Origin of the sequence: Bradyrhizobium sp. STM 3843 (assembly GCF_000239815.1) — a bacterium.
Lineage (GTDB): Bacteria > Pseudomonadota > Alphaproteobacteria > Rhizobiales > Xanthobacteraceae > Bradyrhizobium.
This window is the reverse complement of sequence record NZ_CAFK01000092.1, coordinates 31,328-43,668: the sequence shown is the minus strand read 5'-3', so window position 1 is coordinate 43,668 and position 12,341 is coordinate 31,328. Positions and strand designations below refer to the sequence as shown.

11 protein-coding genes are annotated in these 12,341 nt (G+C 63.7%); 5 read left to right on the top strand and 6 right to left on the bottom strand.

Annotated elements, in window-relative coordinates; translation table 11 throughout:
• Positions 1–15: 15 nt before the first annotated feature.
• Complete coding sequence (locus BRAS3843_RS12630) at positions 16–702, bottom strand: response regulator transcription factor (protein WP_008969282.1); 687 nt, start codon at positions 700–702, stop codon at positions 16–18.
• Positions 703–975: 273 nt separating this feature from the next.
• Here BRAS3843_RS12630 and BRAS3843_RS12625 point away from each other — a divergent pair, with 273 nt between their 5' ends.
• Positions 976–1,500: a L,D-transpeptidase family protein gene (locus BRAS3843_RS12625; RefSeq protein WP_008969281.1), complete on the top strand. Its 525-nt coding sequence runs from the start codon at positions 976–978 to the stop codon at positions 1,498–1,500.
• Here BRAS3843_RS12625 and BRAS3843_RS12620 read toward each other — a convergent pair whose 3' ends face one another.
• Complete coding sequence (locus BRAS3843_RS12620; protein WP_035981566.1) at positions 1,501–2,190, bottom strand: YggS family pyridoxal phosphate-dependent enzyme; 690 nt, start codon at positions 2,188–2,190, stop codon at positions 1,501–1,503.
• Positions 2,191–2,298: 108 nt separating this feature from the next.
• On the opposite strand from BRAS3843_RS12620, the gene BRAS3843_RS12615 reads away from it, so the two are divergent.
• Positions 2,299–3,996, top strand: a complete 1,698-nt coding sequence (locus BRAS3843_RS12615) for a diguanylate cyclase (RefSeq protein WP_008969279.1) — start codon at positions 2,299–2,301, stop codon at positions 3,994–3,996.
• Between the two features lie 16 nt (positions 3,997–4,012).
• Here the strand turns inward: BRAS3843_RS12615 and BRAS3843_RS12610 are convergent, their stop codons facing one another.
• A complete protein-coding gene (locus tag BRAS3843_RS12610; protein WP_008969278.1) occupies positions 4,013–4,999 on the bottom strand; it encodes a GGDEF domain-containing protein in 987 nt (328 codons plus the stop codon).
• Between the two features lie 325 nt (positions 5,000–5,324).
• Between BRAS3843_RS12610 and leuS the strand changes: the two genes are divergently transcribed.
• The 3 genes from leuS to holA are packed head-to-tail and all read left to right on the top strand — an operon-like array spanning position 5,325 to position 9,534.
• Entirely contained in the window at positions 5,325–7,949 is a 2,625-nt protein-coding gene (gene leuS, locus BRAS3843_RS12605; protein ID WP_008969277.1) for a leucine--tRNA ligase, read from the top strand.
• A complete protein-coding gene (gene lptE / locus BRAS3843_RS12600) occupies positions 7,936–8,487 on the top strand; it encodes an LPS assembly lipoprotein LptE (protein ID WP_035981564.1) in 552 nt (183 codons plus the stop codon). The genes leuS and lptE overlap by 14 nt, the downstream gene beginning before the upstream one ends.
• Before the next feature lie 18 nt (positions 8,488–8,505).
• The gene (gene holA, locus BRAS3843_RS12595; protein WP_008969275.1) at positions 8,506–9,534 is read left to right on the top strand and encodes a DNA polymerase III subunit delta; all 1,029 of its coding nucleotides are present in this window, start codon (positions 8,506–8,508) and stop codon (positions 9,532–9,534) included.
• A 207-nt stretch (positions 9,535–9,741) separates the two neighbouring features.
• Here the strand turns inward: holA and BRAS3843_RS12590 are convergent, their stop codons facing one another.
• The 3 genes from BRAS3843_RS12590 to rsmG all read right to left on the bottom strand — a co-directional run bounded on the left by BRAS3843_RS12590 (position 9,742) and on the right by rsmG (position 12,323).
• Positions 9,742–10,632, bottom strand: a complete 891-nt coding sequence (locus tag BRAS3843_RS12590) for a ParB/RepB/Spo0J family partition protein (RefSeq protein ID WP_008969274.1) — start codon at positions 10,630–10,632, stop codon at positions 9,742–9,744.
• 151 nt (positions 10,633–10,783) lie between these two features.
• On the bottom strand, positions 10,784–11,635 hold the full coding sequence (locus tag BRAS3843_RS12585; protein ID WP_008969273.1) for a ParA family protein: 852 nt from the start codon (positions 11,633–11,635) through the stop codon (positions 10,784–10,786).
• 28 nt (positions 11,636–11,663) lie between these two features.
• Positions 11,664–12,323 carry a 16S rRNA (guanine(527)-N(7))-methyltransferase RsmG gene (rsmG, locus tag BRAS3843_RS12580; RefSeq protein ID WP_035981563.1) on the bottom strand — a complete coding sequence of 220 codons (660 nt, stop codon included), beginning with the start codon at positions 12,321–12,323 and terminating at the stop codon, positions 11,664–11,666.
• Positions 12,324–12,341 lie beyond the last annotated feature (18 nt).

Here is a 12,341-nt window from a genome sequence, read left to right as displayed (position 1 = left end):
CCCGTCCGGCACGTATTACGGCACCAGCTTGTAACCGCCGGCCTCCGTCACCAGGATTTCCGGATTGGCCGCGTCCTTTTCGATCTTCTGCCGCAGCCGGTAAATATGGGTTTCGAGGGTGTGCGTGGTGACTCCCGAATTGTAACCCCAGACTTCCTGAAGCAGGGTCTCGCGCGACACCGGCATCTGTCCGGCCCGGTAAAGGAAGCGCAGGATCGCGGTCTCCTTCTCGGTCAACCGAACCTTCCGCGCGTTGGCGCCCGTCAGCATCTTGGAGCCCGGCCGGAAACTGTAAGGCCCGACCGAAAACACCGCGTCCTCGCTCGCCTCATGCTGGCGGAGCTGGGCGCGAATCCGGGCCAGCAGCACCGCGAAACGGAATGGCTTTGCGACGTAATCATTGGCGCCGGATTCCAGGCCAAGGATCGTATCGGAGTCAGTGTCATGCCCGGTCAGCATGATGATCGGTGCCTTGAAGCCACCCTTGCGCAAGGAGCGCACCACTTCACGCCCGTCGGTGTCGGGCAGGCCGACATCCATCAACACCAGATCGGGCGAATTGGCCTTGGCAGCGCTGGCACCCTTGGCGCCCGTATCGACCGCGGAAGCTTCGAACTCATCATGCAGCGACAGCTGCTCCATCAAGGTGTCGCGCAGATCGGTATCGTCATCCACGATCAGGATCTTGCGGGCATTGGCCATTGGTACAATCCTCATATGGGCGCCGGAAGACCACGCGGCGAGGCGCCTGGAGCGGTGGGCAAATACAGCCTCATCAGCCGTATTTCGTCTTGAAGTAGGCGTCCGTTACCGATTCACAAGCTGTTGACAGTCTACTCCAGATTTCCCCGGCGGCGAGACCAATGTCCCACTGCGCGAGGTGCTGGACCATTTTCCCAGATTAAGGCAAATGACGGGCAGAGCTAGTCGGTGAAAAGGCAAGATTTATCAATTTGTTACAACCGCAACCAAATCATGCGGCAGGTTGCGGCCGTAACCATCCACACCGCCGCCGGGACCCCGAATCGCGGCCGGATGCGATTCCTGGGCAATGTCGTGCCGGTGGCGCTCGGCCGGGGCGGCATCCTCGCCAACAAACGGGAGGGCGACGGAGGCACCCCGCGGGGCACCTTTCGGCCGCGCCGCCTATGGTGGCGGGCGGACCGCCATGTCCGGCCGCGCACCCTGCTGCCGGTCCGGCCCATCGGCCCGGAAGACGCGTGGTGCGAGGAGCCTGCCGACCGGCATTACAACCAGGCGATCCGGCTGAGCGGATCGCAAGGCGGCGACCGGCTGCGGCGTGACGATCACCTTTATGACTTCATCATCGAGATCGACCACAACACACGGCCCCGCATTGCCGGTCGGGGCAGCGCCGTTTTCCTTCACCTTGCGCGGGAGAATTTTGGCCCCACCGCGGGCTGTGTGGCGATGACGCGCCCAGCAATGCTGCGGCTGTTGCAGCGGATCGGCCCGCGCACGCGGATCATCATCGAGTAGTCAGCGATGGCCGAAGATGGCTGATCCCACGCGAACATGGGTGGCGCCGAACTGGATCGCGATCGCAAAATCCGCGCTCATTCCCATCGACAGGTTCGTAAGCCCGTTGCGGGCGGCGATCTTGGCCGTCAGCGCGAAATGCGGCGCGGGTGCCTCGTCCACCGGCGGGATGCACATCAGGCCTGAAATCGACAGCCCATAATTGTCGCGGCAGCTCGCGATGAAGGCGTCGGCCTCGGCCGGAGCAATGCCGGCCTTTTGCGGCTCCTCGCCGGTGTTGAGCTGGACGAACAGCTGCGGCCGTCGGTTCTGCGTTTCGATCTCCTTGGCCAAGGCCTGACATAGACTCGGCCGATCCACCGAATGGATCGCATCGAACAACGCCACCGCCTCCTTGGCCTTGTTGGACTGCAGCGGCCCGATCAGATGCAGCGCGAGACCCGGATGAGCCGCCATCAAAGGCGGCCATTTGGCCTTGGCTTCCTGGACCCTGTTTTCGCCGAAGACGTACTGGCCGGCCGCGATCACCGGCTCGATGGCATCAGCGGCAAACGTCTTCGATACCGCGATGAGGGTGACCTGCTCGCGCGGGCGGCGTGCGTCGTTGCACGCACGCAAAATCTCCTGCTCCACCGCAGCCAGCGCAGATGGTGAAGACGAGGTTAAGGTTGCGGGAGTTTCTGCTGCCATCCGTTCGGCACTCGTAGATTTGCGGGTGTTAGGTCCAATTTTACCGAGTTCAGGAAAGGCTTTTTGAACCCTTACCCCTATCCTGCGCAGTGGGGTAGGGGACCGAAGATGCCAAGCATCCGCTTCAACCGCAATAGAGTGAGGCTCAAGCGGATACTGGGAATCCGCGCGCGCCTGGCTCTGCTGGCGGTGATCCTGGTTGCACCGCTGATGTTCGAACGCGCTCGCTCGCTGGAAAGCGCGCGATCGCGGCAGATCGCGCTTGCGTCCGAGGAATTCTCCACCCTCGTCAAGCACAGCGCCGATACGCAGCGCGAAGTCATCATGTCGGTGGAGACGCTTCTCAAATCCTCCGCCTATATCCGCGCCTCCGCCGCCGGCATCGGGCGAAGCTGCGACATGCTGCGGGCCAGCCTGCCGCTGAATTTGCCCTGGATTCGCAACATCATGATCGCGGGCCAGGACGGCCGCGTCCAATGCTCGACCGACAATAATGACGTCGGTCTCGATGTGAGCGGCCGGTCGTATTTCCGCAAGGCGCAGGAGACGCGCAATTTCGTCTTCAGCGATTTCATGCTGGCAAGACCGGAGCAGAAGCCGATCATCATGGCGGCCTATCCGGTATCTGCCATCACCGGCGAACCCAGCGCGGTCATGCTGGCCGCGGTCAATCTGGCGTGGATGTCCAAGATCATGAGCAATCTGGACGGCCGCCCCGGCATCTCTGCCGTGCTGGTCGACCGTGCCGGAACTGTGCTGGCCGCCCCCAGCGATCAGGCAAACCTGGTCGGCCGGTCGCTCGACAGCGTCCCGCTGTTGTCCGCCATCGCGGAGACCGCGATGAGCTCGGACCACAACGAGGGATCGATGTCCTTTGCAGCCGCAGACGGCTCGCGCCGTGGCATCACCTTCACGCGCATCGCCGACACCGGATCGCGGCTGATCGTCAGCATCGATGAGACGCGGGTCACGGCGGCGATCGATCAGGACATTCGCACCGCTTACCTGCAGGCCGGCTTCGTCTGCCTGTTCGTGCTGCTGGGCGCGCTGATTGCCGCCGAGCAGCTGATCGTCAAGCCGATCAACCTGCTGGCCGCGACCGCCAAGCGGTTCGGCCTTGGCGACTGGTCGGCACGTGCAACGACGGCGCGCCTGCCGGCCGAATTCATGCCGCTCGCCAAGGCATTCAACGCCATGGCGGCCAAATTGGCGCAGCGCGAGCGCGAGCTGGTCGAAGCCAATGACCAGCTGACGGTGATCGCCTCGATCGACATGCTGTCCGGGCTGGCTAATCGCCGTGGCTTCCAGAGCCGCCTGGATTTCGAATGGATCAGGGCGCAGCAACATGGCGGTGAACTGTCGCTCCTGATGATTGACGTCGATCATTTCAAGCTGTTCAACGACACGTACGGGCACCCCGAAGGCGACGTGTGCCTGAGGCAGATCGGTGAGACACTCTCCGAGATCGCAGCGTCGAGCATGGGCTTTGCCGGACGTTACGGCGGCGAAGAGTTCTGTCTGCTGATCCCCAATGCCGGCGCCGAGCGGGCACTGGAGATCGGAGAGATCGTCCGCATGGCCGTGCTGGACCTGGCGCTTCCTCACATGACGTCGGGCCATCAATGCGTGACCGTCAGCGTCGGCGTGGCCTGCGCGCGGCCGAACCCGTCACTGGCTCCGGTCGACCTGATCGAAGCGGCGGATGCCGCGCTCTATGCCGCGAAACATCGCGGCCGCAATGCGGTGGTCGCACACGGCTTCGTCCAGATCGTCGAGGACGGGACCGACGCGCTCCGGGCTCTCTGATAGTCCGTCCGGCCGATCAGCCCACTGCCAGCTTGCGATCGAGCTCGAGTTCGGTGACGACCCGATTGCGGCCGAGCTTCTTGGCAAGATAGAGCGCGCGGTCGCAGCGGTCGATCAGGTCCGTCATCGACTCGCCGAACTGGAATTGGCCGACGCCGATCGAGACCGTGATGCGCGGCAGGATTTCGCCCGTCGAACGGCGAGTGAACTGGCACTCCGAAATCGAGCGACGGATGCGTTCCGCAATCCCGGTGCAGGTCTCCAGGTCGGCCCGAGGAAGCACCGCGATCAGCTCTTCGCCACCATAGCGCGCCGGCAGGTCGTTCTCCCGCACGCGCTCGCGGACCGCTTTCGCCACCAGGCGCAGCACCTGGTCGCCGACGCCATGGCCGTAATTGTCGTTGAACTTCTTGAAGTGGTCGACGTCGATCAGGAGCACGCTGAGCGGCTCGTCCCGCTCCATCGCCGCGATCTGCACTTGACGGAAGAATTCCTCGAGCGCGCGGCGATTGGGCAGACCGGTGAGCGTGTCGGTCCGCGCCCGCTGCTCGGACTTGTTGAGGGAGTCGCGGATCGTATCGAGCTCGCGCGACTTCTCCGCGAAGCTTGCCTCGAGCTTCGCCGCCCGCTCGGTGGCCCTCGCCAACTCGCTCACCAGGTTTTCAATCAGAACCTTGGGATCGAAGCCGTTGACGCTGCGATCGGCCACCTCGTCGATCGCCTCGATCTGGGTCCGGTTCTCGGCGATGGCAGCGGTCAGATACTGCTTCGCGGAATCCATCACGCCGTGAAGCTGCTGCGAGACCTTGTGAACCACCGCCGCATCGGCGCCTTGCGATCCGATATAGGTATCGTACAGCGCCTGGTTGGTGGTCTTGTCGAACTTGCGCTTGTTGCTGATCAGGATGTCGATGGCGCGCTTGAGGTCCGACGACGTGCCGAGCGAATATTGGAACCAGAGATGAAAGTTGTTGGGTGTGGGTGGCACATTCTGCTGCGCCATCGCACGCATAGCCTTGTCGGCGACAGACGTCGCGTATTCGAAGTCGAGCTCGTGGAACGTGGCGCTGGACACGATTTGGATGGATCCCAATGCGGGCAGCATGGCGCGCGCTGCGGTAATGACTGTCCCACCCAAGTCTTAACCGCGCCTCAATCCGATCTCCGACACTCGACCGCAATGTCGTAAAAATCCTACGAATTACCGTCGCTTAGCGCCCACTCAGGATGGTACCATTATGTGGCCGGGGCATTGACCGAACTGCAGATTTTGTGGCCTAGTCCGCCACTTCAATCGACGCGAATCCCAAGAAATCATAAGCGATTCCATGACACCCGAACGCTACAACGCCCGTGAAGCCGAGCCGCGCTGGCAGCGCGAATGGGACGAAAAGGCGATCTTCGCCGCCAAGAACGACGATCCGCGTCCAAAGTACTACGTCCTGGAGATGTTTCCCTATCCATCGGGACGCATCCATATCGGCCATGTCAGGAATTACACGCTCGGCGACGTGCTGGCGCGCTTCATGCGCGCCAAAGGCTTCAACGTGCTGCACCCGATGGGCTGGGACGCGTTCGGCCTGCCGGCCGAGAACGCCGCGATCGAGCGCAAGGTGGCTCCGAAGGCCTGGACCTACGACAACATCGCGGCGATGAAAAAGCAGCTGCGTTCGATCGGCCTGTCGCTGGACTGGTCACGGGAATTCGCCACCTGCGATCCATCCTACTACAAACACCAGCAGAAATTGTTTCTCGACTTCATGACGGCGGGGCTGGTCGAGCGCGAGAAGCGCAAGGTGAACTGGGACCCGGTCGACATGACCGTGCTCGCCAATGAGCAGGTGATCGACGGGCGCGGCTGGCGTTCCGGCGCGGTGGTCGAGCAGCGCGAAATGAACCAGTGGGTGTTCAAGATCACCAGATACTCGCAGGAGCTGCTGGACGCGCTGGACGGGCTGGACCGCTGGCCGGACAAGGTGCGGCTGATGCAGCGCAACTGGATCGGTCGCTCGGAAGGCCTCCTGATCCGCTTCGCGCTGGATCCCGCCACGACCCCGGCGGGCGAGACCGAGCTGAAGATTTTCACCACGCGCCCGGACACCCTGTTCGGCGCCAAGTTCATGGCGATCTCGGCCGACCATCCGCTGGCGCAGGCCGCCGCCGCGAAGAACCCTGAGCTCGCCGCGTTCATCGCCGAGATCAAGCGCATCGGCACCGCGCAGGAGATCATCGATACCGCCGAGAAGCAGGGCTTCGATACCGGCATCAGGGCCGTGCATCCGTTCGATCCCAGCTGGAAGTTGCCGGTCTATGTCGCGAACTTCGTGCTGATGGAATACGGCACGGGCGCCATCTTCGGCTGCCCGGCGCACGACCAGCGCGACCTCGACTTCGTCAACAAATACGCCCTCGGCAATATGCCGGTGGTTTGTCCCGAAGGTCAGGACCCGAAGTCTTTCGTCATCACCGACACCGCCTATGACGGTGACGGGCGCATGATCAATTCGCGTTTCCTCGACGGCATGACCATTGCCGCGGCAAAGGAAGAGGTCGCCAAGCGCCTGGAAAGCGAGCTGCGCGGCAACGCACCGGTCGGCGAGCGCCAGGTGAACTTCCGCCTGCGCGACTGGGGCATTTCGCGCCAGCGCTATTGGGGCTGCCCGATCCCGGTGATCCACTGCCCGACATGCGACGTGGTGCCCGTGCCGGCGGCCGATCTGCCGGTGACCTTGCCGGACGACGCGACGTTCGACAAACCGGGCAATGCGCTGGACCACCATCCAACCTGGAAGCACGTCACCTGCCCCAAATGCGGTGGCAAGGCTCAACGCGAAACCGACACGATGGACACCTTCGTGGACTCGTCCTGGTACTTCGCGCGTTTCACCGATCCCTGGAATGCAGAGGCGCCGACAACGCCCGCAGTCGCCAACCGGATGATGCCGGTCGACCAGTATATCGGCGGCGTCGAGCATGCGATCCTGCATCTGCTCTATAGCCGCTTCTTCACCCGCGCGATGAAAGCGACGGGCCACGTCGCGATGGATGAGCCGTTCGCCGGCATGTTCACGCAAGGCATGGTCGTGCATGAGACCTACCAGAAGGCCGACGGCACCTTTGTCAGCCCGGCTGAGGTCAAGATCGAGACCGGCGACAATGGCCGCCGCGTCGTGCTGGCTGCCACCGGCGAGGACATCACGGTCGGCCCGATCGAGAAGATGTCGAAGTCGAAGAAGAACACGGTCGATCCGGACGACATCATCGAGAGCTACGGCGCCGACGTCGCCCGCTGGTTCATGCTGTCGGACTCGCCGCCCGACCGCGACGTGATCTGGAGCGATGAGCGGGTGCAGGGTGCTGCCCGTTTCGTGCAACGGCTGTGGCGGCTGATCAACGAATCAGTCGAATTCAGCAAGGCTGCGCCCTCCTCCCGCCCCGCCCAATTCGGCGCCGACGCGCTCGCCCTGCGCAAGGCTGCCCATGGCGCGCTGGACAAGGTGTCTGGCGGCATCGAGCGGCTGCACTTCAACGTCTGCCTGGCTCACATCCGCGAGTTCGCCAATGCGCTGGCGGACGTGCTGGCCAAAGGCGGCCAACCTGCCCCGGACCTCGCCTGGGCTGTCCATGAGGCAGCCACCATCATGGTGCATCTGTTCTCGCCGATGATGCCGCATCTGGCCGAAGAGTGCTGGCAGGTGCTGGGGCAGTCCGGCCTGGTGTCCGAAGCCGGCTGGCCACAAATCGAGCCCGATTTGCTGGTTGAGGACAGCGTGACTCTGGTGGTCCAGGTCAATGGCAAGAAGCGCGGCGAAGTCACAGTCGCCAGCAATGCACCGGATCCGGAAATTGAGGCTGCCGTTTTGGCCCTCGATGCGGTAAAGCTGGCGTTGGATGGGCGGCCCGTCCGCAAGGTGATCATTGTTCCCAAGAGGATCGTGAATGTCGTCGGCTAGGATTCGCATCGCTGCTCGGCTCGTTGCCGTGGCCGCCTTGGGCGCGCTGACCGCCGGCTGCTTCCAGCCCATGTATGCCGAACATGCCGACGGCACGCCGGCGCTGCGCGACAAGCTGATGGGCATCGAGCTGCCGCCGGTCGACAAGCCGAACGCCTCGCCGGAGGCGCGGATCGGCGTCGACATCCGCAACGCGCTCGCCTTCAAGCTCTATGGCAACGCCACCGGTACGGCGCCGACGCACAAGCTGGTGCTGAAATTCCAGACCACCCGTTCGTCCTTGATCGTCGACCCCAACACGGGCCTGCCCACGACCGAGAATGTCGGTATCGACGCGCAGTTCAACCTGGTTGAGCTCGCGACCAACAAATCGGTCCTGACCGGGACGACCTTCTCCCGAACGTCCTACGACATCCCAGGCTCGTATCAGCGGTTCGCGCGTCTGCGCGCATTCCGCGACGCCGAGGATCGCGCCGCCGACCAGATCGCCGAGAACATCAAGACCCGGCTCGCGTCGTATTTCAGCGCCGGCATCTAGCCGGGCTCGCGGCTAGCCGTGGTCGCGCTGCGCGGACGAGACATCGACGCATTCCTGGCAAAGCCGGACGCTGCGCGGCCAATCGTCCTGCTTTATGGTCCGGACGCCGGCTTGGTGCGCGAACGCGCCGATGCGCTGATCACCTCCGCGGTCGACAATCCCGATGATCCATTCTCCGTGGTGAAGCTCGACGGTGACGAGCTCGCCGCCGAGCCGTCGCGCCTGATCGACGAAGCCATGACCGTGCCGCTGTTCGGCGGCCGGCGCGCCATTCGGGTCCGCGCAGGTGGGCGCAATTTTGCCTGCGGGGTCGACACGCTGGCCGAGATGCCGGTGAAGGACTGCCGGATCGTGATCGAGGCCGGCGACCTCCGGCCGGAATCACCGCTGCGCAAGGCCTGCGAGCGGGCCAAGAGCGCGGTCGCGATCGGCTGCTATCCCGACACCGAGCGCGACCTCGCCAAACTGATCGACGATGAAATGCGTGCCGCGAATTTGCGGATCGCTTCCGACGCACGCGCCTCGTTGATGGCGCTGCTCGGCGGCGACCGTCAGGCCTCGCGCAACGAGCTGCGCAAGCTGACCTTGTTCGCGCACGGCCAAGGCGAGGTGACGCTCGATCATGTGATGGCCGTGGTCGCCGACGCCTCCGAGATGAAGCTCGATCCGATCGTCGATGGCGCCTTCGGCGGCAAGCCCGATCTGGTCGAGACGGAGTTCGCCAAGGCGATGGTCGCCGGCACCTATCCGGGCGTCATCATCTCGGCGGCGCAACGCCATGCGGCATGGCTGCACAAGTCGGCGCTGGCGGTGGCCTCAGGCACACCGGTCTCCGCGATTCTCGAAGGCGGATTTCCGCGGCTGCATTTCTCGCGCAAGCCGGCTGCGGAAGTCGCGTTGCGCAATTTCTCCCCGGCGCGGCTCATGCCGATCATCGACCAGCTCGCGACGGCGGCGTTGGACGCCCGCCGGCAACCGGCGCTGGCCGCGGCCATCGCCCAGCGCACGCTGCTGTCGATCGCGGTGAGCGCACGACGCCGAGGGTGAAGGTCTCGCCGCTTCACCACCGTGCTAGATCGATAAAAGAAGGAGCCCGAGCGCACCGTCTTTTGCTCGGGCATGCTTCGCGGCGACCGGCTGCGGTGGCCCCTCAGGATCAGGACTGTTTGCGCGGCAAGATATCAAACCCCGATGGTGAGGGCGCGGCAACGCCGCGCGTCTCGAACCACGAGGCCGACACTGACTACCAACTAACTAGCCGTGTTCGAGCCGGCGCATCACCTCGTCGAGCTGCTCGAGGTTGCGATAGCTGATCTGGACGGTGCCGCCGGGATCGCGGTGGGCGATGGACACGTTGAGGCCGAGCGCGTCACCGACCCGCTTTTCCAGCGCGAGCGTATCGGCGTCCTTCTTTTCCTTGGCTGCCGCGCCCGCGCGCGGCTTCTGCGGCTTGCGCTCCGGAACGCCCTCGTCATGCGCCAGCGCTTCGGTCTGCCGGACGTTCAATCCCTCCGCGACGATCCGCTTCGCAGCGGACAGCGGGTCGGGCAAATTGATCAGCGCGCGGGCATGACCGGCCGAGATCTGGCCGGTGGCGATGAAGCCCTGCACCTCCGCCGGCAGCTTGGTGAGGCGCATCATGTTGGCGACATGGCTGCGGCTCTTGCCGACGATCTTGGCGATATCCTCCTGGCTGCGCTTAAACTCGTTGGCGAGCGCGTGGTAGCCCTGCGCTTCTTCCATCGCGTTGAGGTCTTCGCGCTGGACGTTCTCGATGATCGCAAGCTCCAGCGCGTCGCTGTCGCTGACATCGACCGGCACGATCGGCACCTCGTGCAGACCCGCCGCTTGCGATGCCCGCCAGCGCCGCTCGCCCGCGATGATTTCGTAGCGGTCCTGCGCGCCCTTCACAGGACGCACCACGATCGGCTGGATCACGCCGTGCTGCTTGATCGAATCGGTCAGCTCGCCGAGCTCGGCCTCGGAGAAGGTGCGGCGCGGATTGCGCGGATTGGGTTTCAGGAATTCGATCGGCACCTTGCGCTGCGCACGCGGACGCTCCGGCGGGGCGCCGGCTTCACGACCGACGTCGCCGATCAGACTTGCAAGACCGCGGCCCAAACGCGAACGCGCTTCATCGGCCATCGCCAGCTCCCTTGGATTCACTTCACTCTACTCCTGATCCCGCCGTGCTTCCGGGACGCAAGGTGCAGGAGCGAACCCGAGATGTATCGATGCGAGAGACAATGCCACGTCGTTGTTCGGATAACCCGAAGATGTCCAAACCCGACGGAGATCAATGTGTCTTGAGCTCGCGCTCGCGCTGAATCACTTCGGTTGCCAGCTTGAGATAGGCTTCGCTGCCGACGCATTTCAGGTCATAGACCAGCACGGGCTTGCCGTAGGACGGCGCCTCCGAGATGCGCACGTTGCGCGGGATCATCGTGTTGTAGACCTTCGATCCCATGAACTGGCGCACGTCGGCGACAACCTGGTTCGACAGGTTGTTGCGGGAGTCGAACATGGTGAGCACGATGCCGTGGATCGACAGGTTCGGATTCAGATTAGCGCGCACCTGCTCGACGGTCTGCAAGAGTTGCGACAGACCTTCGAGCGCGAAGAACTCACACTGCAGCGGCACCAGGATCGCATCCGAGGCGGCCATCGCGTTCACGGTAAGCAGGTTCAGCGACGGCGGACAATCGACCAGCACATAAGTGTAGTCGGCATCCGGCGAGACATTGTTGTTGAGGCCGGCAATGGCGTCGCGCAGCCGGAAGGCGCGATTGGCGCTGGAGCCGAGCTCAAGCTCGAGGCCCGAAAGGTCCATCGTCGACGAGGCGATGTGAAGCCGCGGCACCGCGGTCGGGACGATCGCGTCACGCAGCGGAGCTTCCCCGATCAGGACGTCGTAGGTCGAGCAGTTGCGGTTGCGGCGATCGATGCCGAGCCCGGTCGAGGCGTTGCCCTGCGGATCGAGGTCGACGATCAGCACGCGTTCGCCAATCGCGGCCAGGGCCGTGCCCAGGTTGATTGCCGTCGTGGTCTTGCCCACCCCGCCCTTCTGGTTGGCGAGCGCCAGGATACGCGGCTGGCCCTCCGGATGGGGAGCCCTATCCTCTTGATAGATCTGATCAATTACGGTCATGCGCGGTCGCCATCATCTATCGCGGAGTTCAGTTGCGTCGTTCGATCCGATCGATCTCGACGATCCAGCCCTGTCCGCCCGTCCGGCTGGGATGAAGTTTTGCCGCAATCTTCCAATATTTGGTAGATTCCGTCAATTCAGCTTCTACATCTTGGCCCTTGAGAAACAGCGCCGTTGAGCCTTTGTTAACCAAGGGTTCCGCAAAGCCGATCAGCTGATGTAGCGGAGCCAGCGCGCGCGCGGTGACGCAATCGATTCGCCCGCTCCACTTCTCCACAATATCCCCGATCTCCGACAAATGCACGACACCAGGTGTGCCGGTGACACGAATCGCTTCGCGCAGGAACGCCGCCTTCTTGGCGATTCGCTCGACCAAGTGGACTTGCGCTCCCGGCCTCTCTGCCAAAGCACAGGCCAACACGACGCCCGGAAAGCCGCCACCGCTGCCGAGATCCATCCAGATTTTTGCGTCCGGCGCGAGCTCGAGGAGCTGAAGCGAATCGACAATGTGCCGGGTCCAGAGCTGCGGCAAGGTCGACGGCGCGACCAGGTTGGTCTTGGCCTGCCATTCCCTGAGCAGAGCAACGTATCGATCAAGTCGCGCTTCCGTTTCACGTGAAACGGCGACGAGCCGGAGCGCGGCGGCCTTGTCCGAAGCGGCGTCCGCGACTTCGGTTGGCGATGTCATTCGTTTCACGTGAAACGC

Coding starts and splice junctions, on each gene's coding strand:
- BRAS3843_RS12630 (WP_008969282.1), bottom strand. CDS start 702: ATGGCCAATGCCCGCAAGATCCTGATCGTGGATGACGATACCGATCTG.
- BRAS3843_RS12625 (WP_008969281.1), top strand. CDS start 976: ATGCGGCAGGTTGCGGCCGTAACCATCCACACCGCCGCCGGGACCCCG.
- BRAS3843_RS12620 (WP_035981566.1), bottom strand. CDS start 2,190: ATGGCAGCAGAAACTCCCGCAACCTTAACCTCGTCTTCACCATCTGCG.
- BRAS3843_RS12615 (WP_008969279.1), top strand. CDS start 2,299: ATGCCAAGCATCCGCTTCAACCGCAATAGAGTGAGGCTCAAGCGGATA.
- BRAS3843_RS12610 (WP_008969278.1), bottom strand. CDS start 4,999: ATGGCGCAGCAGAATGTGCCACCCACACCCAACAACTTTCATCTCTGG.
- leuS (WP_008969277.1), top strand. CDS start 5,325: ATGACACCCGAACGCTACAACGCCCGTGAAGCCGAGCCGCGCTGGCAG.
- lptE (WP_035981564.1), top strand. CDS start 7,936: ATGTCGTCGGCTAGGATTCGCATCGCTGCTCGGCTCGTTGCCGTGGCC.
- BRAS3843_RS12590 (WP_008969274.1), bottom strand. CDS start 10,632: ATGGCCGATGAAGCGCGTTCGCGTTTGGGCCGCGGTCTTGCAAGTCTG.
- BRAS3843_RS12585 (WP_008969273.1), bottom strand. CDS start 11,635: ATGACCGTAATTGATCAGATCTATCAAGAGGATAGGGCTCCCCATCCG.
- rsmG (WP_035981563.1), bottom strand. CDS start 12,323: ATGACATCGCCAACCGAAGTCGCGGACGCCGCTTCGGACAAGGCCGCC.